The organism is Streptomyces sp. NPDC001868 (assembly GCF_040297125.1).
Taxonomy (GTDB): Bacteria; Actinomycetota; Actinomycetes; order Streptomycetales; family Streptomycetaceae; genus Streptomyces.
Genome location: NZ_JBEOYO010000087.1, coordinates 1 through 26342, shown reverse-complemented (window position 1 = coordinate 26342; position 26342 = coordinate 1). Strand labels below are relative to the sequence as shown.

Here is a 26342-nt window from a genome sequence, read left to right as displayed (position 1 = left end):
CAGCCCACTGATCGTCAGAAAGATCCCCTCGTCCCACACCGAGATCATCGCGATGCGGGACGAGAAGCAGAGCCGACTTTCAAAACACGGCCTAGCCATCAGTCAGCTGCTGCTCCAGCGCGCTGCGCGCTTCCCAGACGGCTACCGCGTCCACTTCCTCCTCAGCCCCACAGACCATATCGATCACAGCCGACAATGCCGCAAGTATGTGAAGAGACGACGAGGGCAGGATTCGAACCTGCGTCCACCCGGGAGTCGAGCCGGGCGCTCCTCCGCAGAGCTTCCTCGTCGCCACTGTGATCATTTCTTGGGCCACCGTGTGGGTCAACTGATTTACAGGGGTGGACGCATGGGGATTGCCGTCGATCACGTCCACTCTTGAGCGGCAGCACGCTTGTCCTTGCCGGAGAACACTCCTGCCGACCGGAGAGCGCTGGCCATGAGTGGGTCGGCGACGGCGACTCCGTGTACCAGCTCGGGTGTCCGCTGGAAGGCGACGGCCTCAGTTGACGGCCGGGGAGCGGTCCAGGCGCCGGCTATCGGGTCCACCCGATGCCGGGCGCAGACTGCTTCGATGAGGGAACGTGGACATTCTTTCTCACCCCGGAGTACTTCCCAGGGAAGAGGAAGCTCTGCCCAGACGAAGGTGTCCGGGTGCAGCCCGCCCCCGCTCACGCGGTGCCAGTACGCCACGTCGGCTGCCATCAGGCGGGGCACCTTGCCAGGGCAGATCCGATCCAGGATCTCGTCCTGCCCCAGCTCGGTCAGCAGCGCGAACCAGTGGGCCCGGGCCGTGTTCCATGCCTGTGCGGCCTGGTTCCACGTGGACGAGTCGTTGCCACGGCGCACGATCATCGTGTCGCGTTCCAGCGGATGCCGGTTCCAGGCGTCCTCCAGTAGACCTGCGACCTGGCGTAGGAATCCGTTCCATCGAATCAGCAGCTGTGTGAGGTCCTGGTCGGACACGTGGGCCAGCACTTCAGCTGTGGGGTGCACATGCGCGACCGCGTACCAGCAGGTCCGCTCGGGGCTGTTCCGCAGGCGCTGGAGCAGGGCCTCGGCGACCTCGTCGTAGACCTGACGCTGCCGGCCGTTGGTGAAGACACTGCGCATGTAGCCGCGTGCCGTGATGTAGGCGATGAAGGCTGCCGTGTCCGGGTCTGTGGCGAACAGCTCGTACGGGAGGGCGTGGGCGAGCGCGCCTTTGCCGGTGATGGTCACTTCGCGGAGGCGCTGCTCGTGGATGAGCCGGGCCAGTTTGGCTTCCATGCGGCGCAGTAGTCGGAAGCGCTTGTTGTACTGGCGTTTGGAGATGTCACCGAGGCCAGCCGCCGTGCGCTCGGACCGGTTGAAGCGGTCCAAACCGAAGTCGTTCTGCCCGTACGCGCGGCCGATCTCCTCACCCGCTCGCCGGATCACTGCCTCGATCTGGGCGGGATCATCCCCGGCGTTGTCCGGAAGTTCCGGCACGCTCATGAACAGGCTTGCCGCTCGGGCAAGCTGGCGCTGTGCACCAACCGGACGGGCGAATTCCTCCTGCATGGAGGTATAGCCGTGCCAGAGGTTTCGCAGCGAGCGCTCAGCGGCCTTGGCGAGTGCCGCCTCGGTCGCTGCATCGAGGCCGGAGCCCTGGGCGGCGTACAGATCCTGGATGAGCCGGGCCACATCTTCCGGACGCTTGCGCAGTGTGAGCGAGGCGTGCAGTTCCCGGAGGAGCTGTTCGCATGTGGGTGACGGCATGAGCCTCACCTTGTCATCACCACGATCAGGTCTCCACTGCTTATCCGCACGCCGCAGTCGCAGAGCGTGCTATGGAGCTGTGGTCTCGGCGATGACCGGCCTTCAATCCGAACTGGCTTGCCGTTCTGTGTTGGTCGCGCCCAGGAGTACGACAGGTCCGGAACAAGCGCTCTGCGCCAGTATCGAAGAAGCTCGGGTGCTGCCTGCTTCGCGGCCCTGCTCAGACTGACCCGCGCCGCCAGCGCCATCGGAGATTTCCGGGGTGAACGAGACCTTCAGGTCGCCCACCTCGCGCGCGTACAGCACGGCGGCCTCGATGCCGGGCCGCCGGTGCTCGTGCTCGGGGTTGAGGGCCCGCAGTTGATGAAAGCGGCCAGCGCGGCCGGGGCACGCGGCGTGGAGAACTTCAACAACGCCTTCGCCGACGCGGACGGACCGCCGGACCCATCCCCGCCCGCCTCCCTGCTTTGCTTGGCGTCCTTCTGGACGGGCTTGTAGCGGCTCGGGGCCTGATGCTCAGCGAGCTGCTCCACGATGCGGGTGTCACGCCCCGAGCGCCTCCAGCAGCTTCGCCAACCCCCGAACACCCTGCTCGTCAGCATGTTGTCCGCCGTCTCCCCGGGCGCCGGCAGCACCGGCACCTCCTGGAGGTCGACGTCCGCGCGGATGCGGTGGGGGCGGGCGGGGTGCCGCCACCGTCCGGCGCTGTTACGGGTGATGTCGCCGTCGACTTCGCTCAGGGCCGCCGTCTGCACCGAAACGAGGTGTCCAGGGGCGAGGGGCGAGGGAATTCGTTCAGCTCAGGACTGCGGTGGCTTCGACCTCCACCAGATGGTCAGGTATGTCCAAGGCCGCAACGCCCAGCAGCGTGGCCGGCGGTGCCGGGGTGACCCCCAGCTTCGCGGATGCCCGACGGATTCCCTCCAGGAGCTGGGGCATCTTGTCGGGTGTCCAGTCGACGACATGGACGGTCAGTTTCGCGACATCGTCGAAGGAGCCGCCGACCTCTGCCAACGCGGTGGCGATGTTGAGGTAACACCGCTCGACCTGGGCGGCGAGGTCGCCTTCGCCCACCGTGACCCCCTCGGCATCCCAGGCGACCTGCCCGGCGACGAAGACCAGCTTCGTTCCTGTCGCGACCGACACCTGCCGATAGACATCGATCTTGGGCAACCCGCTGGGGTTCAACAGAGTGATGGCCATGTGCCTGCCTCCTTGTCACGGGAGCCCGCGGGCTCGCCGCCATCGGACCAAGGTTCCCTTGGTCTCTTGTGGTTACTCAGGAACCGTAGGAGAGTGAACGCTGACGTGGAAGTACGCACTTTTCAGTGACTGGAGAACCTCACGGTGACCAAGCAGTTCACGGGCTCGCCCGACGAAGCGGACCTGCGGCGCGCGGATTCTTTGGCACGGGAGATCTTTTCGGACGTTGCCAACAAATGGGCCCTCCTGATCATCGAGGCCCTGGGGGAGCACACCCTGCGCTTCGGGGAGCTGCGGAACGAGATCCAGGGCATCAGCCACAAGATGCTCACCCAGAACCTGCGCATGCTCGAACGCAACGGCCTGGTCGAGCGGACCGTGCACCCCGTCGTGCCGCCGCGGGTCGAGTACGCACTCACCGAGCCGGGCCAGGCCCTGCGGGTGACGATCGACGGACTGTGCGACTGGACCCACCGATACCTCGGCCACATCGAGACTTCCCGCCACCGCTTCGACGCCTGAAAGGGGCGATCGCAAAAGAGCGTCGTGGGGCGGATGTTCGCCGTGGCCGCCCAGCTCGACGACAACACAGAGATACAGGCGTGGCCGGCCACGTCGAACGCGGGACTGTCAAACGTTGGGCCCTGGCCCGTAGTCGGTGGTGACGGAGCGTGCCGCTATCCGAGGAGGATGCGGTGGCGAAGAAGGGTGAAGCCTGCTCGTCCGTGGATCTGGCGCGCGACCCGCCTTGCCCTTGGTGTTGACGCCCTCGGTGGGGCAGTTGCAGGCGGCGGGCGCATCGAGCAGGCCCACGTCCTGTTCGAGCAGACCGTGGACCTGGTGCCGGCGTTCCAGGGTGGTCTGGGCGCGGGGCCCGTCGTGAATAGGTGTGTCCAGTACGGTGGCCCAGCAGGTGCTGTGTGCCTTCACCTCGCCGAGGGCGGCTTCACACAGGTTCTTCCACGAATGCCACCGATCACCGACTTGCGTCGGACGGGGCACAGCGCGGCGGATGGCCTCGGCGTAGGTCACCGAGCTGTCACGGCACACGACCTCGTTGCCCGGATGTTCGCGCAGCCATGCTTCCAGGGTGTCGGCCGTGCGGTCGGGCAGCAAGGCGATCCGCTCGTGGTCTCGGCGTCGATGATCACGGTGGCATAGCGGTGGCGCCGGCGCAGAGCGAAGTCGTCGACGCCGATCACGCGGGAGTTCCGCGCTGCGGGCAGCGGGATGCGCAACAGGCTACGCAGAGCCTTGTGACGCGAGACGCCCACCGCGAGTATCGCCAGCACACGTGCCCGTGCACCCGCCCCGACGACACCCCGCACACCGGACACGGCGGCATTTCCTGCGGCGTCCGCGCCCGCACCACGATCCGCTCACCCTCGTCGACCATGTCGTCTTCGACCAGCGGGCACAGGCCCGAAAACACCATCTGGACAAGCTCGTTGACATCCCTCACGCGCATGCCGACGACGCGCGTCACGACGCTCCGTCACCACCGACTACGCGCCAGGGCCGAACGTCTTACAGTCCCGTCCCCACTGCATGAACAGGGAATCCGCTGCGGAAGGTCTCACCTCATGAGAAGCCTCGATCCCACGAGCTCGGGTGACCGGTTTCGGGCAGGGGCGGAGTGAGTAACAGCTTGGACTCGTGCCCCCTGGCCGGTCTGGGCACCGGCATGCTCGGGTCATGGGGAAACGCGACGGGGTGCGGAGTGGAACGGCCGGAGGGTGTCTGTTCAACGGTTGTCTGGCTGTGCTCGTGCTGCTTCTTGTGTGCACCATCGGACTGTGGATCTGGGCGGCCACGGCGGATGACCGCGCCGAGGGAGAGGCCCGCGCCGATATGCGCAGTGGTGCCGAGACTCGGCAGGAAAAGCTCGTCGGAGCGGCGGCCGACGGTGTGCTGGACGACGGCGAGATCGCTCGGGTTTTCCCTCAGGGAAAGCCGGCTCAGGGCCTGGTCAGGATCGAGCGGCATGGTCCTGATGTCATAGTGACGGCAGAGCTATTGGGCGTCGGTCCGGGGGTCTTCCTCACCAGCGAGACATTTATGACGGGGTGCTTCACCTTCACCGTCACACCGGACGGGCGTGGCCATCGGAGGTCCGAGGTCACCATCAGGGAACTGGCCGTGGAGAACGAGCCGCAGTCCGCCTGTACGACGGCAGGAGTGCCGTCTCCCAGCATCTTCCCAAGCCCCTGAATGAGGGACGCGGATGGGGCGATCAGCCGAAGCGCTGCCCCGGCAAACCACCGTGATCAGCAACGATCCATGCCGAGGGAGCTCACTGGAGAAGAGCTACACCCATGCGGAACAGGTCCGACCGCCGCCCGGGTGTCAAGTCGTCCCGCGCGCGCCTCAGTCCGTCTTGAGGGCGGTGAGGACGTTCAGCCGGGCCGCGCGGCGGGCGGGCCAGAGTCCCGCCACCACGCCGACGAGTGCGGCGCCCGCGAGGGCCACGGCGATGCGGCCCCAGGGAACGACCATCTCGTACCCCTGGATGCTGTCGGAGGCGAGCCTGCCCGCGGCCCAGCCGAGGAAGATGCCCGTACCGATGCCCAGAAGGGCCCCGAACAGCGAGATGAGGACGGACTCCAGGTGGATCATCCGCCTGGTCTGCTCGGGCTGGAGCCCCACCGCGCGCAGCATCCCGATCTCACGGGTGCGCTCGAACACGGACATCGCGAGGGTGTTGACGACTCCCAGGGCGGCGATCACCACGGCCATGGCCAGCAGCCCGTACAGCATGTTGAGGAGCAGGGTGATGTCCCCGCCACCGGCGGAATCGGCCAGGTCGTCGGTGTTCCGCAGCCGGATGAGGGGGTTGTGGTCGAGGGCGCGCCGCAGGGACCGCCGTACCGTCTCGCCGTCGCCGTCCTTGGTGTGCACCAGGACCGAGGTGTCCTCGATCTCCTTCAGATGGGGCTGGAGGGTGGCGAGCGGCATCATGGTGGCCGGGAGGAGTTCGTCGTCGCGGTAGATGCCGCCGATCCGCAGGGTGTCCCGGCCGCCGTCGCGGTAGACCACCGGAACCCGCCGGCCCATGGTCCAGCCGTAGCTGTCGGCCGTGGTGGTGTCGATCAGCAGGTTCTTGCCGCCGTCCGCGCCCAGTGCCGCGAGCGACCCTGATATGAAGCTCGGGTCGAGGAGGTCGCCGATGCTCCGGGCGTCCACACCGGTCAGGTTCTCCTCGTTGCCGCCGATCCGGACGGCGCTCTGGCGCTGCGGGCTGGAAGAGGTCACGGTTGTGGACTTCGCCAGGGTGTCGTGGACCGACGCGGGCAGGTGGTCGCCTCTCCTCGACGAGATCTCGAAGTCGGCCGTGACGGTGTTCTCGGCCCGCTGGTGCAGCGATGTCGTGGCGGACACCGCGACCACCGTGAGGCCGGTGACCAGGGAGAGCCCGATCATCAGGGCCGAGGCCGTGGAGGCGGTGCGACGGGGATTGCGCCGGGCGCCCCGCGCGGCCAGCGTGCCCGGGACACCGAAGCGGCGCAGGAGGGGCCCGGCCAGGGCGATGGCCGGGCCGGAGAGCGCCGGGGTCACCACGATGATGCCGATGAGCAGCAGGGCGGACGGGAAGAGGACGACGGTGCGGCCCTGCTCGCCGCTGGACGCCGCGAGCACCACGCCGAGCACACCGATCACGATCAGGGCGACACCGATGGCGTTGCGCCTGCGGAGGCTGCGGGCCGGCGGGGGTGTGTGGAGCGCGGACATGGCGGCCACGGGAGGCACGGCGGCGGCGCGGCGGGCCGGCAGATAGGCGGCGAGCATGGTGACGACGACGCCCACCAGGAACGAGACCAGCACGGTGCCCGGAGCGACGACCAACGGCCCGTCGGGGACGCCGGATCCGGTGGAAGCGAACAGCTGCCGCATGGTCATGGCCACGCCGATACCGAGGAGGAACCCCGCGGCCCCCGCGCACAGCCCCAGCAGGGCGGCCTCGATGAGGACGGCACGCGTCACCTGGCGGCGTTCGGCGCCGACGGCCCGCATGAGGGCCACCTCCTGCGAACGCTGGGTGACCAGCATGGTGAAGGTGTTGCCGATGACGAAGACGCCGACGAACAGGGCGATGGCCGCGAAGACGAGCAGCACCTGGCCGAGCCCGTCCGCCCCCTCGGCGGCCGCGGCCCGCTGCTGCTCGCGCAACTGCGCCCCTGTGCTGATCTCGGAGTCCTTGGGCATCAGGTCGCGCGCCTCGGCCGCCAGTCGCTGCTCGGAGGTGCCGCGTTCGGCCACGAGCGAGAAACCGTCGTACTGACCCGGCTTCAGCAACAGTTTCTGCGCGGTGGCGTCGTCGAAGTACACCGCGGTGCCGCCGGAGCCGGAGGTGTCGTCGGTGCGGACGATGCCGACGAGTTTCTTGTGCAGCACCGGTCCGTCGATGGCCAGCCGGACGGTGTCGCCCACCTTGTAGCCGCCCTGCTCGGCGGTGCTGGTGTCCACCAGCACCTCGTCGGGCCCGGTGGGGGCACGTCCGGTGGTCAGCGGGTGGCGGTGGTCCTTGCCGTCGGCCTGGGGGAAGTAGTTGCCCGCCCTGGCCACGTTGCCCTCGCCGAGAGGGTGGCCGTCCTTCGCGGCCACGGCGGCGAACCCTTCGACGGAGCCGGTCACGGAGGCCACGCCGGGCAGCCGTTGCAGTCGCCGTAGCGTGTCCTGCCCCACGGTTCCGGGCTCGCCGGATTTCTCGTCGAACGGTGGTGTGGTCTGTACCGAGACATCGAGCAGGGTGGTGAGGTAGCGCTCCTTGTAGGCGTTGCCGACGGTGTCGGTGAAGACGAGGGTGCCCACGACGAAGGCGACGCCGAGCAGAACGGCGAGCATGGTCATCAGCAGGCGGGCTTTGTGCGCGAGGACGTTGCGCAGAGCGGTGCGGAACACGGGCGGCCTTCCGGGGGTGCCGGGTGAGGGGTGCTCGGGGAGCGGGGTCGCGGGCGTCGTGCGCGGGGCGTACGCGCGTCACGCGGGGCGTACGCGCGTCAGGCGCGGTGAGCGGACGTCGGGCGTGGCGCGGACGTCGGGCGTGGCGCGGACGTCAGACCTGGTGCGCGGGTGTCAGGCGTCCCATGTGTTCCAGGACGGCCTCGGCGGTGGGCGCGTGGAGTTCGTCGACGATGCGCCCGTCGGCGAGGAAGACGACGCGGTCCGCGTAGGAGGCGGCGACGGGGTCGTGGGTGACCATGACGACGGTCTGGTCCAGCGCGCTCGTGGAGCCGCGCAGGAACTCGAGGATCTCGGCCCCGCTGCGGGAGTCCAGGTTGCCGGTGGGCTCGTCGGCGAAGACGATGTCGGGCCGTCCGGCCAGCGCGCGGGCGACGGCGACGCGCTGCTGCTGGCCGCCGGAGAGCTGGCCGGGCCGGTGGTCGAGCCGGTCGGCCAGGCCGACGATCTGGACGATGCTCTCCAGCCAGGCCCGTTCCGGCTTGCGGCCCGCGATGTCCATGGGGAGGGTGATGTTCTCCAGGGCGCTCAGGGTGGGCAGCAGGTTGAACGCCTGGAAGACGAAGCCGATGCGGTCGCGGCGCAGGCGGGTGAGCTGACGGTCGTTCAGGGAGCCGATCTCCGTGTCGCCGAGGCGGACCGACCCGAAGGACAGCGAGTCGAGACCGGCCATGCAGTGCATCAGGGTGGACTTCCCCGATCCGGAGGGACCCATGATCGCGGTGAACTGGCTCCGGACGAAGCCGACCGTGACCGCGTCGAGGGCCACCACACGGGTGTCCCCCGTGCCGTACACCTTCGTCAGGTCGGTGGCGTGGGCCGCGTATCTCTCCGGGGCGGAAGGGGGCAGGTATGCGTGCATGCCGGTCCTCGGTGGAAGCTCGATGGATTGCCCCTCGTGGCAGAGGGTGTCGCCGCTGATGGCGACCTCCATGAGCCTCCCGCCCAGCCACCCGCCGGCGGATCCCCCGAACATCCGGCACCGCATCCCCCGATCGGGGGAGATCGCCGCGGGACCGCGAATCCGGCCCGCCCGCGATGACCGCCGGACCACTGTTCCGGCCGGACCGTTTTACGGCTCTTACGGCTCTTACGGCTCTTACGGCGCGACCGCTATTCGGCACGCCCCGAGCGGAAGGCCCAGGCCGCGACCTCGACCCTGTTGCGCAGGCCCAGCTTCGCCTGGACCGACCCCAGATGCGTCTTGACGGTGCTGGGCGCGATGTACAGCTCGGCGGCGATCTCCGGGTTGGTCAGTCCGCGGGCGATGCCCTGGACGACCTCCTCCTCGCGGTCGGTCAGCGGTTCGGCCGGCTCGGCCGCGCCGCGTCGCCGCGCCTTGGTGAAGTGCTGCAACAGACGGAGGGTGATCTGCGGGGCGACCATGGCGTCCCCGCGGACGGCCGCCCGGACGGCCTCGGTCAGCAGCGCCGGACCGGCGTCCTTGAGGAGGAAGCCCGACGCTCCGTTCGACAGCGCCGTATACACATACTCGTCGAGGTCGAAGGTGGTGACCACGACCACCTTCGGAGCTCCCGGACGACCGCCGTCTGCCAGTCGGCGGGTGACCTCCAGACCGTCGGGCGGAGGCATCCGGATGTCCACGAGACACACGTCCGGCCTCAGTTCGCGGGCCAGCGACAGGGTCGAGGCGCCGTCGGCGGCCTCGGCCACCACCTCCATGTCGGGCTCGGCCGACAGCACCAGGCGGAACCCGGCCCGCACCAGATACTGATCGTCCGCGACCAGGATGCGTATGGTCATGCCGTCTTGCCCTCCCGTAGCCGCGACCCGGATCGTACGGCGGGCCGCACGCGTGAACGGGCGTTCCGTGAAGCCTCGTCGGGGTGCAGCGGTACGGAGGCGTGGACACGCCACCCGCCTTCGGGTCGGTGCCCGGCCTCGAAGGCGCCGCCGAGCAGCTCGATCCGCTCCCGCATGCCCATGATGCCGAAGCCGCCGCCGAGCCGTCCGAGGCTGCCGCGGTGTCCGGGCGGAGAGCCTTGTCCGTCGTCCTCGACGACCAGTTCGGCGTGGCGTGCCGCGACCCGGGCGGACACATCCACCGACCGCGCTCCGCGCGCATGGCGCTGGGCGTTGGTCAGGGCTTCCTGCAGGACGCGACTCAGCCCGCCGGTCACCTCCGCTGGGATGTCCTTGGGCAGCTCCTGTCCGAGGTCCAGCCGGATCGGCAGTCCCGTCGCCCGTGCCTCGTCCACGATGCGGGTCAACACCTCGCCGAGGTTCTCCGGATACCGCGGGGTCTCGTCACCGCGCATCGAACCGACCAGACGCCGCATCGACGTCAGCGCCTCGCCACCCGCGTGCTCGACGGCCTCCAGCATCTCGTTCAGCATGCGCGGGTCGGGGGTGCCCCGGCCGGTGACATGGCGCACGGCCTGCACCTGCACCACGATCGCGGTCACCTGATGAGCCACGGTGTCGTGCAGGTCGCGGGCGAGCGCGAGCCGCTCCTCCTGCCGGACCAGTTGTCCGGTGCGTTCCTGTTGGACGTCGTAGAGGCGCAGCACCAGGCCGCAGACGAAGGCCAGGGCCAGTTCCAGCACGGTGCTTTCGGAGAAGTCGCCGGGATCCGAGTCCCGCAGCAGAGGGACGGAGAGCACGCTGATGCCCAGGGCTGCCACGAACACCGGGGCCCACCGGGGCGTGCAGCGGCGCACCGCCACGGCGAGGAGGACCAGCAGGCCCATGAGTTCGCTGCCGCTGCTCTCGCTGGTCACCATGTTCACCGGCAGCAGGTGGTAGGCCACCGTGGCCACGAAGGTGCCGGCGCAGGCCACCAGTGCGGCCCGCGGGACCCAACGGGACCCGCGCACCGCGGCCAGCACGGCCATCGCTCCTGCCAGGGCTCCCGAGCAGACCGGCACCCAGTCCCCGACGAAGGCCTCCTTGTCGAAGGCCGGGTCGAAGACGATCCGTGCCCGCACGTCCTCATAGACGGAGAAGAGGAACAACAGCGCCAGCGCCGAGATCAGGATCCGCCCCGGCCAACTTCGGTAACCGGTACGCCGACTGGAGGACACAGCTATTCGCATCCGCGCCACCCTACGCACCTACGGCGGCGATTGCCGCGCGCCTCCCGCGCGCGGGTCGGTGGACATGGGCGCGGGCCGGGCGTCGCGCACCCCTTCGGCGTTCGGATAGGAGAGGTCCGGCGGATCCCGCCCGGTGGCTCCGTGGGGTGTCCGGGGCGGGGGAGCGCCGGTGTCCTGACCCCGGGCGGCGACGGCGAGGGCCACGACGATGCCGGTTGCCGCGATCGCCGTGGTGAGAGGCGGGCCGCAGTGAGCGGGCGTATGGAGACCGGCCTGCTCGAACTGGGCCTCATTCACGTTCTTTTGGGCCTCGGCATCGCGCATGGCCTTGAACGCGATCTCCGGCCGGCGCAGCAAGTCGGTGACCACCTGCGCCACCCCCTCGTCGTCGCGCGCCAGTTCACGGATCGCCACCCGGCCCGCCCGTCGGCAGACCGAGTGCGCGTACGTACCCGACCACCGGCCCGACCACGGCGGCGGGCGGGTCAGCGCACCGCAACACCTCGCCGGGGGCTGTGCGCTGAACTCCTGGCGCACGTCCAGGCAGTGCGGTCGTACACCGGGCTGCCCGGTTCCCGTGTCGTACGGTCTGATGTCGAGGCGGCCCACCGTCCGCGACGGATCTCGCCGAACCCGGCGGTGCCGCCGGTACGGTCGAAAGATTGGAACCGATACCGTCAATCAGGCCGCGACGAGCTCCTGCTCGCGGTTCAGGAGGCCTGTCCTGGATCGAGGATCACCCTGCCGCATCCCCGTCACCGTCACCGTGAACAAAGGACAGGCACATGTAGACCTCCCCGCGGGAGAGGCTGTGGCCGGCCTTCAGCCGCACGGCCGTCGGATCGGACACGGTCCTGGAGAGCCGCCGCCCGCGCATCTCGGGCTGCTCGGAGGCGAGTTGCACGCCGTGCGCCGTGGGGAACCACACCCGGGTCCGTCCGGCCTACGGCAGGGTGATGCGGTCGACCAGCCCCTCAACGCGCAGTTGGGCCAGCCGCCGCCGGGTCTGCTCGATAGGCACAGAGGGAGCGATCACCCGGTGCATCTGCTCGGTGGTGGCCATCCGGTACTGCGCCGGCACCCCCAGCGGGGCTTTTCAGCCATGCGCCTATAACTTCGCGGCACAGAAAGGTACTTCCGTACAGGAGGACCCGTCTGACATCTTGCATCCACCACTCGTTTCGTACGGCCCGGCCGGTGCCCTCAGCACGGCCGGGCCGTCTCCGGAGGACGCATTGATACCCCACATATCCAGCCGGTCCAGACGCACGCTGGTGCTGGCGGCCGCGCTCGGCGCCGCCCTCGCGTTCGGCACCCCGGGCGCCCTCGCGGGCACACTCCCCGTCGCCCCCTCCACCACGCCGGCCGCCAAGGCCCACGCTCCGGCCGCCGTGCAGGCTTCCCAGAGTGCGGCCTGGGTGGCCGGCACGCGTGCCTACCTCGTGATCACCGCCCCCGGTGACAGTTCGGCGGTCCGCTCCGCGATCGCGGCCAACGGCGGCACCGTCTTCTCGAACTTCGACGCCATCGGCGTGATCGTCGCCCACTCGGCGTCCAGCGGATTCGCCGCCACCATGCGCGGCGTAGCCGGCGTGCAGCAGGTCGGCGCCACGCGTACCTCGGACGTCCCGGCCGACGCCTACAACCCGGCGCTCCCGGCCAATCCGGCTCAGGCCTCGACCCCGGCCGGAGAACCGGTCCGCGCCGACATGAGCCAGATCAAGGCCGACCAGGCCTGGGCCGTGAACCCGGGCTCCGCCTCCGTCACGGTCGGCGTCCTGGACACCGGTGTGGACGACCAGCACCAGGACCTGGCGCCCAACTTCAACGCGGCCGACTCGGTCTCCTGCGCCTACGGCAAGCCCGACACCCGTGCCGGCGCCTGGCGGGACGTCGACACGCACGGCACCCACGTAGCGGGCACCATCGCCGCGGCCAAGAACGGCAAGGGCGTCGTCGGCGTGGCACCCGGGGTGAAGATCGCCGCGGTCCGGGTCGCCGAGCCGGGCACCTCCCTCTTCTTCGCCGAGAACACCATCTGCGGCTTCGTCTGGGCCGGTGACCACGGCTTCAAGGTCACCAACAACAGCTATTACACGGACCCCTGGCAGTTCAACTGCCCGGACAACATCGACCAGGCCGCCATCATCGAGGGCGTCAAGCGCGCCCAGGAGTACGCCGAGGGCAAGGGCTCCCTCCAGATCGCCGCCGCGGGCAACGAGAACTACGACCTCGCCCACAAGACGACCGACTCCGCGAGCCCGAACGACTCGACGCCGGTCACCCGCACCATCACCAACGCCTGCCTCGACATCCCGACCGAACTGCCGGGCGTGGTCACGGTCGCGGCCAACGGCACGGGCGTCACCAAGGCCTCGTTCTCCAACTACGGGCAGGGCGTCATCGACATCGCGGCACCGGGCAGCAACGTGTACTCCACCGTCCCCGGCGGCGGCTACGGCAGCAAGAGCGGCACCTCGATGGCCACCCCGCACGTGGCCGGCGTGGCGGCGCTCATCGCCGGCGCCGACCCGGGCATCACCCCGGCGCAGATCCGCGCCAAGCTGGCCGCCCAGGCCAACGACATCGCCTGCCCCTCGGACAGCCGCTGCACGGGCACGACGGCCAACAACGCGTTCTTCGGCGAGGGACAGGTCGACGCCCTCAAGGCCGTCGGGGCCACCCCGCCGCCCGGCAAGTACTTCGAGAACCTCGCGGACGTCGCCGTCAACGACAACGCGACCGTGGAGAGCACGATCGCCGTCACCGGCGTGACCGGCAACGCCCCGACCACCCTCAAGGTGGGTGTGGACATCAAGCACACCTACATCGGTGACCTGAAGGTCGACCTGGTGGCGCCGGACGGCACCGTCTACACGCTGCACAACCGCGCCGGCGGCAGCGCCGACAACATCGCCCAGACCTACACCGTGAACGCCTCCTCGGAGGTCGCGAACGGCACCTGGAAGCTGCGCGTCAACGACAACGCCGCCTCCGACACAGGCAAGATCGACGCCTGGAACCTGACCTTCTAGCGCAGGGCCCGGCAACGCCCGCGTACAGCACGCACTGTCCCGGCGACAGCTCCCCGCCCGCAGCCCGCGGACAAGGCGGCTTGCGGTCGGTTCGGCGAGGGCTGCGAACTGCTGGGCGGCAGAGGGCATGTGGGCCTCGGCGGCGGTGTACGCCGTGGTCGGGGCCACCATGCCGGGAACGCGGCGATGGTCGACGCGTTCCATGGGTGGTGCCGTACACCGTTCGCGGTTCTCCGCCGACCGCCGCCCCCCCTCGGAGATGACGATCCCCCCTGTCCGGGCCCCCTACGCTGCCGACCGGTCACGGGACGGCGGCTCGGGTGCCGGATCACGATGCGCGGACCGCGTCGGCGGGTGAGGTGCGCAGGGCCTGGCGGGTGGGCAGTTCGATGGTGAGGAACGCCGTGACGGTGACCGTGACCACCAGGGCGGGGAGCAGCCACACCGGGCCCGCGGGCCAGGGGCGGCCGAGGAAGGCCTGGCCCAGCAGGGCGAGGGGGATCGCGGACAGCAGTAGGGCCGTGGTGAGGGCGGTGGCGGCGGTGACCGCAGCCTCACGGCGCATCATCGCGCGGATCTGACGAGGGGTCGTGCCGTTGAGGCGCAGGGCTGCCATCTCGACCCGGCGCTGGGCTGTCGCGGCGACCAGCTTGTTGGCGATGCTCAGCAGGAGGTAGACGAGCAGCACCACGATGATGGCCAGGTTGATCCACACCTCGGGCGGGGCGTCCTCCAGGCCGCCGGTCGCGGTCGGGTCCGCCTTCTCCAGGGTCAGGCCGGGGCGGGACGCGGCCAGGGCGGCGAGGCTCTCCGTGGCCGCGGCCGTGCCGTCGGTGCGGACGAGGACGGACTGGTCGAGCTCCGTCGTGGTGTGTCCGGCCGCCAGGTCGCGGGAGAGGACGACCGAGCCGAAACCGAGGCCGCGGTCGTAGACGGCGACGACCTTGGCGTCGACCTGTGCGCCGTCGCCGAGGACCAGGTGCACCCGCCGGCCCACGCCCGCCGAGCGCGAGCGGGCGACGTCGCCGCTGACGGCGACGGTGGCGCCGGAGAGACGGCCGATGTCGCCGTCCCGTACGTCGAGGTCGAGGACGCCCTCGGCGTCCGGGGGGAGGATCGTCGCGGAGGCCGCCTCGGACACCGTGTCGTCGAGCATCCGGTAGGACCAGATCACCGTCGTGGTGCCGACCGGGGCCGCCGCCCGGACCCCGGGCGTCTTCCGTACGGCGGCCAGGGTGCCCTCGGGCAGTCCGCCCAGGCCCGGCGCGCTCAGCCGCTGCTGGGCGAGGGTGCCGGTGCGGGTGTCCTGGGTGGTGGCGGCCATCACGGTGGTCTGGGCGAAGGTGTACGTCAGCACGAACACGACCGCCATGGCCAGGGTGCTGACGATCCCCGCGTTGCGCAGGGCGTATGCACGGAGGTTGGACATCGCCAGCCAGGTCGGCGCGGAGGCGCCGGACCGGGTGCGCCGGCTCGCGGCGCCGCCGACGCCCCGGACGAGGGCCGGCCCGGCCAGCGCCAGACCGATCGCGCCGAAGATGCCCGCGATGGAGGTGGCGGCGGCACCGAGGACGGTGCGGGAGAAGAGCGGGAGGACCGACAGGGCGGTCGCGCCGAGGATGACCACCAGACCGGAGCGCGTACGGATCCTGGACGGGTCGCGGGGTTCGCTGCGCGACTCGGCGACCGCCTCCGTCGCCGGCATGCGGGAGGTGCGCCACGCCGCGCCCCGCGCCGAGAGCTGTACGGCGAGGGCCGTCAGGAGGGTCGTCGCGACCGCGGGCAACGGGCTGAAGGTGAGGGGGAGTTCGGCAGGGATGACGCCCCGGTCCGCCAGCAGGCCGCGGAACTGTCCGGCCAGGAGGTAGCCCACCGCCACTCCGGGCACGAGCGCGCAGGCCGCGATGATGGTGGCCTGGGACGCGGCAAGCCGCCGTATCTGCCGGGGGGTCGCGCCGACGGCCCGCATCAGCGCCAGGTCGCGGCGCTGCCCGCCGAGCGACACGGCCAGCGCGCTCGCCATGACGAACCCGGTGATCAGCACGATGATCCCGGAGAGGGACCCGGCGAGCAGGATGAGCAGGGAGCGGCTCGCACCCGCGCCGGGCGACACGAGGTCCCCGCGGTCCGCGCCGGTGACCGTCTGCAGCCCGGTGCCCTTGAGCTTCGTACGGACGTCGGCGGCGACCCGCTCCTCGGCCCCGGGCGCGGTGCGCAGGCCGATCAGGTCGACGGTCCGGGCGAGCGCTCCGTCCTCGCGGCCCGACAGCCGTACGGCCGTCCGGTCGGCGAACAGCACACCGGCGCCCGGCGCGTCGACCACCGCCGAGACGCGGTAGCCGGCGGCGGGACGGCCGTTCGCGACGACCCGTACCCGGTCGCCCGCCTCGACCCCCGCGGCGGCGGCGGTCGCGCTGTCCACGGCGACCTCACCGGAACCGGCCGGCGCGTCACCGTCCACCGCCCGGTCCTCGAGGAGCTCGGTGGACGACCAGCCGTGACCCGCCGACGCGGGGTCCTTCGTCGGTACGACCCGGCCGCGGGCGTCGACGAGCGCGGCGGGGAAGCCGATGTCACCGACCGTCGCCTCCACCCCCGGCAGCCCGGACAGGTCGGCGACCAGTGCGGCCGGGACCCTACGGCGCTCCGGAAGGGCGATCGGCAGGTCCCCGGCCGGACGGAACTCCTGGTCGGCCGCGACCACGACGTCCGCGCCCGCGAGGCGGCCGGGCGGCAGGTGGGAGCGGACACCGGACTCGGCCAGGACGCCGGTGCCGGTGATCAGAGCGGCGCCGCCGAGGACCGCGCACGCCACAGCGATCAGGGCGGTGATCCGGTGGGCGGCCATGTGTAGCGCGAGACGGAACACGGCTCACACCTTTCCCAACGCGACGAGGCGGTCGGCCAGTTGAGCGGCGGTGGGGGCCTCCAGGGACTCGACCACGCGGCCGTCGGCCATCACCAGCACCCGGTGTGCGCGGGCCGCGGCGGCCGGATCGTGGGTGACCATCACGACCGTCTGGTGCAGCTCGTCCACCAGATCCCTCAGCAGGTCCAGCACCTCGTGGGCGCTGCGCAGGTCCAGCGCGCCCGTCGGCTCGTCGGCGAACACGACGGCCGGTCTGGCCACCAACGCCCGTACGACGGCGGCGCGTTGCTGCTGGCCGCCGGAGAGCTCGGCGGGCCGGTGGCTCAGCCGGTCGGCGAGACCGACCCGTCCCACCAGCGTGCGCAGCCAGTCGTGGTCCGGGGAGCGTCCCGCGAGGCGCAGCGGCAGGGTGATGTTGTCCTCGACACTGAGCGAGGGGATGAGGTTGTACGCCTGGAACACGAACCCGACGCGTTCCCGGCGCAGTTCGGTCCGGCGGGTCTCGTTCAGCCCGCCGATCTCGTGGCCGTCGATGCGGATGCTCCCGGACGTCGGGGAGTCCAGCCCGGCGGCGCAGTGCATCAGTGTGCTCTTGCCGGAGCCCGAAGGGCCCATCACGGCGACGAACGCACCGCGTTCCACGGTCAGCGACACGTCGTCGAGGGCGCGTACACCTGCCGCGTACTCCTTGCTGACCTGGGTCAGCGCGATGGCGGCGGTCATCGACGGCCTCGCAGACCGCGCACGGCGAGAGCTCCGCCGCAGAGCACCGTGACGATGCCGCACAGGAGATGGACCCTGGTGTCGGCGCCGCCGAGGGAGGCCGCCGTGCTGCTGACCGCGCTGATCACCACCACGGAGCAGAGCAGCGTACGGGCGATCTCCCCTCGGGTGAGGCTGTCGGTGCGGGTGGTCGTGTTCGCCATGGAGTCTCTCCTGTGGCTCGTGCGTTTCCGCACTCGTCTGCTGTCGTCACCGACGCTATGGATCAGCGCCCCTCGCGGCCGATCCCGCAGCCTGCCCGCTCCAGGTACAGCAGGCTGTACTTCCGGTCCCCGACGTCCTCCGCGAACCGGCGGGCGGCACAAGGCCGTCCGCGACCGAGGGAGGCTGGACGGCACAGCACGAGGACCGCGCTGTCAGCGTCCGGCAGCACGCCGGCACCGTCAGCACGGCGGGCACAGTCACCGCTGCCGCCGACCGGGGCACGGGTGTCACGGACACCGTCGCACGTACCCTGAGTGCCGCCCGCACCGCGACCGGAGAGCTGACGTCCGGGCTCAACACGCCCTGCTCGCCGTGCTGGTGCTGCTCTGGACGGCCCTCACCGCCGTGACGAGCCTGGTCGGGGTGGGGCTGCTCATGGCACCCGCCGTACCGCGCGCCCTGCACGCCCTGGCCGGACACGAACGCGCGCTGCTCGCCCGCCGGAGCCCCCGGTGGCCCGGCTGCGGTTCGCGCTGGTCGACCCCGCCACCCGACGGGAGCTGCGCCGGTTGGTCTGGCACGGCGACCCCGGGCCTGCTTGTGGGAGTGCTCGGAGTCCTCTGGGCCTCGGCTGGGTCATCATCCTCGGGCTCGCCCCCCGGCATGGCCCGCCCGCAGGCAGGGCACGACGCACACAAATCCCTAGAGGGTTCACCCCGGGTCGCGCCTGGGGCTCTCCGGCCCGTCGGCAAGTGACACGCCTACGGGTGGAGCGTGGCCTCGCCCGTCACGCGGATGCCGGTCTCCTGGCCGGGGCCGACCGGCAGTGGGCCCGCGACACGGATGTCCACCGTGTCGTCGATGCCGTGGACGGCGATGGTCACCTTGGCGTCGTGGCCGTAGAAACACACGTCGGTCACTGTGCCTCTTGCGGCCGCGGTGTCCGAGTCGGTCAGTCGCAGTTGCTCGGGGCGCAGTACGACCGTGCCGGTGTGCAGCCCGTCCGGTGGTGAGGCCAACACCACTGGGCCCAGCGGTGTGTGGGCCGTGGACCCGCTGTCGGCGACCGTGCCCTGGAGGAGTACGGCGTCGCCTACGAAACCGGCGACCCAGGGATCGGCGGGGTGCCGGTAGAGGTCCTGCGGGGTGTCGCACTGGACGATCCGGCCCTGCCGTACGACGGCCACGAGGTCGGCGGTGGACAGGGCCTCCTGCTGGTCGTGGGTGACGAGCAGCGCGGTGGCTCCGGTCGCCCGCAGGGCGGCGCGCACATCCGCCCGCACCCCGGTGCGCAGCGCGCTGTCGAGGGCGTTGAACGGCTCGTCGAGCAGGACGAGCGCGGGGCGGGGAGCGAGCGCCCTGGCCAGGGCGATGCGCTGTTGTTGTCCGCCGGACAGCTCGTGCGGCATCCGGTCGCCGTAGCCGGCGAGCCCGACCAGGTCCAGCATCTCCTCCGTACGCCGTCGCCGCTCACCGCGGTCGAGACCGGTCAGGCCGAAGGCCACATTGCGCGCCACGCTCACATGGGGAAAGAGTGCCCCTTCCTGCGGGACGATGCCGATGCGGCGCCGCTCCGGCGGTAGATGGACACCGGGGCCGGCCAGGGTGCGTCCGCCGACGGTGACCGTGCCCGCGTCGGCGCGCAGGAACCCGGCGACGATGCGCAGCAGGGTGGTCTTGCCGCAGCCGGACGGCCCGAGCACGGCGGCCAGCGAGCCGCCCGGCACCGAGAGGTCCAGCCCCTGGAGGACGGGGGCCTGGGGGCCGTAGGACTTGGCGAGTCGCTCGATGTGGAGGTCGTTCATGTGCGGTGCCTGCCCAGGAGGTAGGAGGGGACGGCGGCGAGCAGGATGAGGGCTGCGGCGTAGGGTGCGGCGGCCGCGAAGGAACCGGCTCCGGTCTCGGTCCACAGCCGGGTGGCGAGGGTGTCCATGCCGGTGGGGCGCAGCAGCAGCGTGGCGGGCAGTTCCTTCATGCAGACCACGAAGGTCAGGGCGGCACCGGCCGCCACCCCCGGTGCGGCCAGCGGCACCGTCACCTCGCGCAGCACGCGCAGGGGTGACCGGCCGAGCGAGCGGGCCACGTCCTCCAGCACGGGCGGCGCCTGCAGGACGGCGGCCCGGGTGGCGGCCACCGCGACCGGCAGGAAGAGGACGGCGTACGCGCAGACCAGCAGCGGGAGTTGCTGGTAGAGGGGATAGGCGTAGCGGACCGCGAAGAAGACCAGGGAGAGCGCGACCGTGATGCCGGGCAGCGCGTGCCCCGCGTAGGCGGCCTGCTCCAGCAGCGAGGCGCCACGCCCACGGTGCCGTGCGGCGATCACCCCGACGGGCAGGGCCAGCAGGGTGGTGAGGGCGGCTCCGGCCGCGGCGACACCCAGCGTGGCCCACGCGGTCTCGGCCAGGGCGCCGAGGTCCCAGGTCGCGGAGGTGCCGACGGCCAGCCAGTAGCCGAGGGTGCCCAGCGGGAAGGCGACCGCGACGGCCGTCACCGCGCCGCACCAGGCGAGGGCGGGGATCCGCCAGCGTCCGAGCGGCGCCGGGACAGCGGGGCGTGCCGTCCCGCCGCCGGTCCTCGCGTGTCCCGCGCGGCCCCGGGTGCGGGCCTCGGCGGCGACCAGCGCCACCGTCATCACCACCAGCACGACGCTGAGCGCGGCGGCCGGGGTGCGGTCGAAGGAGGCGCGGTAGGAGGTGTGGATGGCGCGGGTGAAGGTGTCGTACCGCATCAGGGAGACGGCGCCGAAGTCGGAGAGCACGTACAGCGCGACGAGCAGCGCCCCGCCCGCGGCGGCCGGGCGGAGCTGGGGGAGGGTGACCCGGAGGAAGGTGCGCAGGGGGCCGTTGCCGAGGGAGCGGGCGGCCTCCTCCTGTGCCGGGTCGATGCCGCGCAGCGCCGCGGCGACGGGCAGGTGGACGTACGGAAAGCTCACCAGGGTCAGCGCGAGCGCGGCCCCCGTGAATCCGGTGGTGCGGGGCACGGCGGCCAGCCAGGCGAAGGCGGCGACATAACTGGGCACGGCGAGCGGCAGGGTGGCCAGCACCGACCAGGCGTGGGCTCCTGGCAGGGCGGTGCGCACGGTGAGCCAGGCCAGTGAGATGCCGAGCACCAGGCAGGCCGCCACGACGACCGTCGTCAGGGCGAGGCTGCGGCCGAGGAGTTGGAGGGTGCGTTCGTCGGCGACGACGTCCCACGCGTAGTCGGGCCCGCGTTCGAGGGCGCGGACGGCGAGGTAGCCGAGCGGCAGCAGGGCGAACAGGGCGGCGACGCAGGCGGGGACGAGCAGGATCAGCGGAGGTCTGCGGCCGGAACCGGCGCCGAACCCGCGCGGGGTCGTACGCACGCGCCGGCGCCCGGCCGGAGCGGGTGCCCCGGCCGGGCGCTCCGCGGACTCCGCCGTGCTCGCGGTTTCCGTGGGGCTCACGATCGTCAGACCAGCCCGACGTCCTGGAGCATGGCCAATGTCTCCTGGAGCGACTCCAGTTTGCCGAGGTCGATCTCGGGGGACTGGAGGGAGTCGAACGGCGGCAGGCCCTCGACGGTGCTGGTGACGCCCGCGGCCAGCGGGTACTCCTTCGTCGTGTCGGCGAAGTAGGTCTGTGCCTCCTTGGACAGCAGGTAGTCGACGGCCTTCTGGGCGGTCTCGGTCTGGCCGCTGTCCTTGAGGATGCCGACGCCGGCCGCGTTGATCAGCGCGCCGGGGTCCTTGCCGGGCAGGAAGTGGAGCTCGGCGTCGACGTTCTCCTCGCCCTTCTCCGCGACCCGCTCGTACCAGTAGTAGTGGTTGACCAGGCCGATTTCGACCTCGCCGGCCTCGATGGCGTCGAGCGTGGCGAGGTTGTGGGCGTAGGTCTTGCCGTTGGCCTTCAGGCCCTCGAGCCACTCGCGTGTGGCGTCGTCGCCCTCCAGGACGCGCATGCCGGTGACGAACGCCTGGAAGGAGGCGTTGGTGGGGGCGAAGCCGACCTTGCCCTTCCATTCGGGCTTCACCACGTCGTGCACGCTGTCCGGGACGTCGGACTCGTCGATCTTGTCCGGGTTGTACGCGATGACGCGCACGCGGCCCGACAGCCCCACCCAGTCGCCGGAGTTGCCGCGGTAGGCCGGGTCCACCTCATCGAGGCTGGACTGCGGCAACTTCGCCAGCATGCCCTCCTTGGAAAGGGCGCCGAGCGCGCCCGCGTCCTGCGAGAAGAACAGCCCGGCCTTGGTGCGGTCGCCCTCCTCCAGGATCTGCGCGGCCAGTTCGGCGCTGTCGCCGTAGCGCACCTCGACCTCGCTGCCGACGGCCTTCTCCAGCTTGTCGAGGATCGGCTTGACCAGCTTCTCGTTGCGCCCGGAGTAGATGACGAGGCCGGTGTCGCCGCCGTCCGCCGAGCCGCCCTTGTCGTTGTCGGAGCCGCAGGCGGCGAGGGCGGGGAGGAGTAGACCGGCCGCGAGGAGCGCGGTGATCCGGCCGGCCAGGGGGCGTCGCATGTGGTGTGCCTTCCTGCGGGGCTCGCCGTGACGCCGCGGGTCGCGTCGTCGGTCGGCGGGCGGCGAAGCGATGCTTTCGAGCCAACTGTGAACATGCTATGAATAAGGTAAAGCTTGCCTAACAGTCAAGGGACCTGTGCTAATTGCGGACGCTGCCGCAGAAAGGTCGCGCGCCCGTGATAGACCCTCTCGGACCTCCGTCGGCCCAGTTCACCCGCCCGAGGCCCCGCACCTCGATGCGCTTTCCGTCACTGCCGCCTCTGCGGCCGCGTGGTGTCCCGTTCGCACGGAACCTCGCCTCGTACGGCGACCGCACCGCACTGATCACGCCATCGGGCGAGGTCAGCTACCGGACGCTCGCCGAACAGGTCGCCACCACCGCCGAACGCCTCGGCACCGCACGCCGCCTGGTCCTGCTGACCGGGGCGAACCGCGTCGACGCCCTCGTCCTCCACCTCGCGGCCCTGGCCGCAGGCCACCCCGTCCTCCTCGTGCCCGGCGACAGCACCGGCACCATCGACACCCTGACCGCCGCATACGACCCGGACGTGATCGCGCGACCGGACGGCCACGGAACCTGGGCGCTCGACGAACGGCGGACCGCGAGCGCACACACCCTCCACCCGGATCTGGCGCTGCTGCTCAGCACCTCCGGTTCGACCGGCTCGCCGAAACTGGTCCAGCTCTCCGCCGAGAACCTCCAGGCCAACGCCGAGTCCATCGCCACGTATCTCGGCATCCGCGGCAGTGACCGCGCGGCCACGACACTGCCCATGCACTACTGCTACGGCCTGTCCGTCATCCACAGCCACCTCCTGCGCGGCGCCGGGGTGATCCTCACCGAACGGTCCGTCGCCGATGCCGACTTCTGGGAGGAGTTCCGCACGGCTCGCGGCACCTCACTCGCCGGCGTGCCGTACACCTTCGACCTGCTCGACCGGATCGGCTTCGAGCGCATGCGACTGCCTCACCTGCGGTACATCACCCAGGCCGGTGGGCGCTTGGCGCCCGAACGGGTCGCCCGCTACGCCGAGTCGGGTCGCCGTGCGGGCTGGGAGCTGTTCGTGATGTACGGGCAGACCGAGGCGACGGCCCGCATGGCGTATCTGCCTCCGGCCCGCGCGGCCGAGCGCCCGCAAGCCGTGGGACTGCCGATCCCCGGCGGCTCCTTCCACATCCGGCCGGTGGACGGCATCGACGAGCCCGACACCGGCGAACTGGTCTACTCCGGCCCGAACGTCATGCTCGGCTACGCCGAGAGCCCGACGGACCTCGCCCTGGGACGCACGGTCGAGGAACTGCACACCGGAGACATCGCCCGGCGCGCCCCCGACGGGCTGTACGAGATCGTGGGACGCCGCAGCCGGTTCACCAAGATCCTGGGTCTGCGCATAGACGCGCAGCGCGTCGAGGCCATCCTGGAAGGGCACGGCATACGGGCGTTCTGCACGGGAGACGACGACGCACTGGCCGTGGTCGCGATCCTCACCGCCGGTGTCGACGCGGCACGCATCCGGCGTCTGGTGGCGGACAGTTGTGGCCTGCCGCCCCGCGCGATACACGCGCGGACGGTGCCCGAGCTCCCGCGGCTCGCAACGGGCAAGCCGGACTACGAGGCCGTACGACGGCTGGTATACGAGTCGGAAGCACCGCCGCCCGTGCGGGGCGCCACCACCGACGACCTCTGTTCCCTCTACGCCGAGATACTCGACCGGAGCGATGTCACCGAGGACAGCACTTTCGTAGGCCTGGGCGGCGACTCGCTCTCCTACGTCGAGATGTCCCTCCGGCTGGAGCAGGCGATGGGCGTGCTGCCCGCCGACTGGCACACGACACCGATCCGGGACCTGCACGGCCCCGACGCCGCGCGGAACACGGGCCCAAGGCGTGGGCCGCGGCGCACCCTGGACACCGGAATCGCCCTGCGCGCGATCGGCATCGTGCTGATCGTGGGCTCGCACATCCCCGTGTTCACCGTCCAGGGCGGCGCCCATGTACTGCTCGCCGTCGCGGGCTTCAACTTCGCCCGCTTCCACCTCACCGCCCACGAACGCCCGGAGCGGCTGCGCCGGCTGTGGCGCAGCATCGCGCGCATCGCCGTGCCGAGCATGGTGTGGATCACCTTCGCGCTGCTGCTGACAGGCGAATACGACCTGGCCAACGTCGTGCTGGCCAACAGTCTCTTCGAACAGGACGGATCGAACCCGGAGTGGCGGTACTGGTTCGTCGAGGCTCTCGTCTACTTCCTGACCGGGCTGGCGGCGCTGCTGGCGATCCCGTTGCTCGACCGTGTGGAGCGGCGCAGCCCGTTCGGCTTCGCCCTGGCGCTGGTGGGCCTGGGGACGGTCGGGCGCTACGACCCCTGGGACCTGGCGCACATCCGCTACCACCTGAGTCCCACCGTGGTGTTCTTCCTGTTCGCACTGGGCTGGGCGGCGGCGCGGGCCCGTACGACGGCACAGCGGCTGCTGCTGACCGCCGTGGTGCTGGTCACTGTGCAGGGGCTGTTCCCCGAAGGACAATCCCTGCGGACCGTCGTCGTCGTGGGCGGCCTGACCCTGCTGCTGTGGATCCCGGCCCTGCCCAGCCTCGACCCACTCAACCGACTCGCGGCCGTCCTGGCGGGCAGCTCGCTGTACATCTACCTCACGCACTTCCAGGTTTACCCCTACCTGAGGGACCACCCCCCGGTGCTGGCCCTGTTGGTCTCCATGGTGGTGGGCGTGGCGTACGGGACCGTAGCCGCACGCCTGACGCGCAGCCTGTGCTGACGGGCTGACCGTGACGCCGAACCGGAGTTCCTGGGCAGCCGGCGGGTCGTGGCGGTCTTCGAGCGGAGGCTCGGCTCAGGCGCGGGCGGCCACACCGCGCGGGATGCGCGGCAGTCCGGTGACGGCCGGCCCCTCGACCGGCGGGAGGACGGATCCGGCAGCCCACCGCTCGAACTGGCCGTCCCGGACGACCGGGTAGATGATCCGGAGGCCCGAGCCCGCGGTGGCGTCCGCCATGAGATTCAGGAGCTTCAAGGTGCTGCGACGGCAGGACGGGCAGGATGACGCCGCCCACCTCCTGGCCGACATCCTCAGTCCGCGCAAGATCACCTCCTGGGTCATGCCTGTGGAGTGGATCCGCCAGGCAGAGCAGGACGCTCCGAAGCCGATGCAGGGCTTCGCCGGCTCCCTCCGCCAGGACCTCGACGCCGTCACCGCCGGCCTCACCCTCCCGTGGAGCTCAGGCGTCGTCGAAGGCCACGTCAACAGGTCAAAACTCTCAAGAGGCCAAATGTACGGCCGAGCCTCGTTCACCTTCCTGCGGACCCGGATCCTCACGCGGGCTTGACCTGCCCAGACGTCAGCGTGGTCGCTGACGCCTGGCCTTGGCGCTGACCCGCTTGCGAATCAGGGCTTGATAGAAGGAGGACTTCTCATCACCGAGGCCGAAGTACTCACATATGTCGGCTGCCGTATCGGCGTCCTCAGCCCTGCCCGTGAGCCCGATCTGGACGATCAGCCAGAAGCCCTCCTGAGCCCTGGCGCGGCATTCGTCACCCAGATTCGTTCGTCCCGGAACCGGCTCACTGTCGTCACCTGATCCAGCGGCCACGAACGACAGAGTCTGCAGAAGCTCGCGTCGGGCCAGTGACGAGAGCTCGCCTGCCAGCGCGGCCAGGATCACGCTGACGGCCGGCACCGTGCACTCGAAGATGATCGTGTTGAGCTCAACGTGGTTGGCGAGGGTGTATCCGATCATGTCCCGGGGTGTCTCGGCAGTGATGATCGCCTCGAACAGCAAGGGCACATGCTCCGCTGACTCACCGCAGCCGCACCGCAACGAAGCCCAATCGTGTCGTCCCAGTTCAGCGCGTACCAGCCCACTGACACCCAACCGAAATCCCCTCCATCAGCCACACCCGCAGCATCACTCCTGTTCAGGGCAGCAGTGATCAAGCATCCTCCCAGATGCCGCCTTTCCGCTACCAAGCTGGGTCTGCCGCACGATCGGGTGACATCTGAACTGGCTTGCCCTGTGGGGCAGGTGGGAAGGATGTCGCTGTGCCCAAGCCTTATCCGGAGGAGT

22 protein-coding genes, 1 tRNA gene and 1 pseudogene are annotated in these 26342 nt (G+C 70.7%); 5 read left to right on the top strand and 19 right to left on the bottom strand.

All coding sequences use genetic code 11. From position 1 onward, the window contains the following. Positions 1-217: 217 nt before the first annotated feature. From ABT147_RS44945 to ABT147_RS44930, 4 genes are all read right to left on the bottom strand, one after another. A tRNA-Ser gene (locus ABT147_RS44945) sits at positions 218-290 on the bottom strand. 76 nt (positions 291-366) lie between these two features. Next, positions 367-1665, bottom strand: coding sequence for a hypothetical protein (locus ABT147_RS44940; RefSeq protein ID WP_351417831.1), 1299 nt, complete (start codon positions 1663-1665; stop codon positions 367-369). Between the two features lie 350 nt (positions 1666-2015). Continuing rightward, the gene (locus ABT147_RS44935; RefSeq protein WP_351417829.1) at positions 2016-2495 is read right to left on the bottom strand and encodes a hypothetical protein; all 480 of its coding nucleotides are present in this window, start codon (positions 2493-2495) and stop codon (positions 2016-2018) included. A 40-nt stretch (positions 2496-2535) separates the two neighbouring features. Further along, positions 2536-2943 carry a RidA family protein gene (locus ABT147_RS44930; RefSeq protein WP_351417826.1) on the bottom strand — a complete coding sequence of 136 codons (408 nt, stop codon included), beginning with the start codon at positions 2941-2943 and terminating at the stop codon, positions 2536-2538. Positions 2944-3087: 144 nt separating this feature from the next. Between ABT147_RS44930 and ABT147_RS44925 the strand changes: the two genes are divergently transcribed. Then, complete coding sequence (locus ABT147_RS44925; RefSeq protein WP_351417824.1) at positions 3088-3465, top strand: winged helix-turn-helix transcriptional regulator; 378 nt, start codon at positions 3088-3090, stop codon at positions 3463-3465. A 256-nt stretch (positions 3466-3721) separates the two neighbouring features. Here the strand turns inward: ABT147_RS44925 and ABT147_RS44920 are convergent. After that, positions 3722-4411: pseudogene (locus ABT147_RS44920) on the bottom strand (transposase); the annotation flags it as partial. A 227-nt stretch (positions 4412-4638) separates the two neighbouring features. Here ABT147_RS44920 and ABT147_RS44915 point away from each other — a divergent pair. Next, entirely contained in the window at positions 4639-5154 is a 516-nt protein-coding gene (locus tag ABT147_RS44915; protein WP_351417821.1) for a hypothetical protein, read from the top strand. A gap of 156 nt (positions 5155-5310) precedes the next feature. Here ABT147_RS44915 and ABT147_RS44910 read toward each other — a convergent pair whose 3' ends face one another. The 5 genes from ABT147_RS44910 to ABT147_RS44890 form a co-directional block, all read right to left on the bottom strand. After that, the gene (locus tag ABT147_RS44910; protein WP_351417819.1) at positions 5311-7842 is read right to left on the bottom strand and encodes an ABC transporter permease; all 2532 of its coding nucleotides are present in this window, start codon (positions 7840-7842) and stop codon (positions 5311-5313) included. 154 nt (positions 7843-7996) lie between these two features. Continuing rightward, positions 7997-8764, bottom strand: a complete 768-nt coding sequence (locus tag ABT147_RS44905; RefSeq protein ID WP_351417836.1) for an ABC transporter ATP-binding protein — start codon at positions 8762-8764, stop codon at positions 7997-7999. A 251-nt stretch (positions 8765-9015) separates the two neighbouring features. Beyond that, positions 9016-9666 (bottom strand): response regulator, encoded by a 651-nt coding sequence (locus ABT147_RS44900; RefSeq protein WP_351417816.1) that lies wholly within the window; start codon positions 9664-9666, stop codon positions 9016-9018. Then, positions 9663-10958, bottom strand: a complete 1296-nt coding sequence (locus ABT147_RS44895) for a sensor histidine kinase (RefSeq protein ID WP_351417814.1) — start codon at positions 10956-10958, stop codon at positions 9663-9665. Before ABT147_RS44895 ends, ABT147_RS44900 begins: the two co-directional genes overlap by 4 nt. 18 nt (positions 10959-10976) lie before the next feature. Further along, positions 10977-11372, bottom strand: coding sequence for a DUF6192 family protein (locus tag ABT147_RS44890; RefSeq protein WP_351417812.1), 396 nt, complete (start codon positions 11370-11372; stop codon positions 10977-10979). 860 nt (positions 11373-12232) lie between these two features. On the opposite strand from ABT147_RS44890, the gene ABT147_RS44880 reads away from it, so the two are divergent. Next, a complete protein-coding gene (locus tag ABT147_RS44880; protein ID WP_351417833.1) occupies positions 12233-13993 on the top strand; it encodes a S8 family peptidase in 1761 nt (586 codons plus the stop codon). Positions 13994-14321: 328 nt separating this feature from the next. On the opposite strand, the gene ABT147_RS44875 is transcribed toward ABT147_RS44880, so the two are convergent. The 7 genes from ABT147_RS44875 to ABT147_RS44845 form a co-directional block, all read right to left on the bottom strand. Continuing rightward, entirely contained in the window at positions 14322-16862 is a 2541-nt protein-coding gene (locus ABT147_RS44875) for an FtsX-like permease family protein (protein WP_351417808.1), read from the bottom strand. A 3-nt stretch (positions 16863-16865) separates the two neighbouring features. After that, complete coding sequence (locus tag ABT147_RS44870; protein WP_351417805.1) at positions 16866-17585, bottom strand: ABC transporter ATP-binding protein; 720 nt, start codon at positions 17583-17585, stop codon at positions 16866-16868. After that, positions 17582-17788, bottom strand: coding sequence for a hypothetical protein (locus ABT147_RS44865; protein ID WP_351417802.1), 207 nt, complete (start codon positions 17786-17788; stop codon positions 17582-17584). Before ABT147_RS44865 ends, ABT147_RS44870 begins: the two co-directional genes overlap by 4 nt. Positions 17789-17850: 62 nt before the next feature. Further along, a complete protein-coding gene (locus ABT147_RS44860) occupies positions 17851-18018 on the bottom strand; it encodes a hypothetical protein (RefSeq protein WP_351417800.1) in 168 nt (55 codons plus the stop codon). Positions 18019-18550: 532 nt separating this feature from the next. Continuing rightward, complete coding sequence (locus ABT147_RS44855; RefSeq protein WP_351417797.1) at positions 18551-19594, bottom strand: ABC transporter ATP-binding protein; 1044 nt, start codon at positions 19592-19594, stop codon at positions 18551-18553. Next, a complete protein-coding gene (locus ABT147_RS44850; protein WP_351417795.1) occupies positions 19591-21213 on the bottom strand; it encodes an ABC transporter permease in 1623 nt (540 codons plus the stop codon). Before ABT147_RS44850 ends, ABT147_RS44855 begins: the two co-directional genes overlap by 4 nt. 5 nt (positions 21214-21218) lie before the next feature. Beyond that, positions 21219-22265 carry an iron ABC transporter substrate-binding protein gene (locus ABT147_RS44845; protein WP_351417792.1) on the bottom strand — a complete coding sequence of 349 codons (1047 nt, stop codon included), beginning with the start codon at positions 22263-22265 and terminating at the stop codon, positions 21219-21221. Between the two features lie 236 nt (positions 22266-22501). Between ABT147_RS44845 and ABT147_RS44840 the strand changes: the two genes are divergently transcribed. After that, a complete protein-coding gene (locus ABT147_RS44840) occupies positions 22502-25036 on the top strand; it encodes an AMP-binding protein (protein ID WP_351417789.1) in 2535 nt (844 codons plus the stop codon). A gap of 75 nt (positions 25037-25111) precedes the next feature. Here the strand turns inward: ABT147_RS44840 and ABT147_RS44835 are convergent, their stop codons facing one another. Then, complete coding sequence (locus tag ABT147_RS44835; RefSeq protein ID WP_351417787.1) at positions 25112-25273, bottom strand: hypothetical protein; 162 nt, start codon at positions 25271-25273, stop codon at positions 25112-25114. On the opposite strand from ABT147_RS44835, the gene ABT147_RS44830 reads away from it, so the two are divergent. Beyond that, positions 25236-25604, top strand: a complete 369-nt coding sequence (locus ABT147_RS44830; protein WP_351417784.1) for a transposase — start codon at positions 25236-25238, stop codon at positions 25602-25604. The genes ABT147_RS44835 and ABT147_RS44830 overlap by 38 nt on opposite strands. Before the next feature lie 12 nt (positions 25605-25616). Here the strand turns inward: ABT147_RS44830 and ABT147_RS44825 are convergent, their stop codons facing one another. Continuing rightward, a complete protein-coding gene (locus tag ABT147_RS44825; protein ID WP_351417781.1) occupies positions 25617-26057 on the bottom strand; it encodes a hypothetical protein in 441 nt (146 codons plus the stop codon). Positions 26058-26342: the final 285 nt, after the last annotated feature.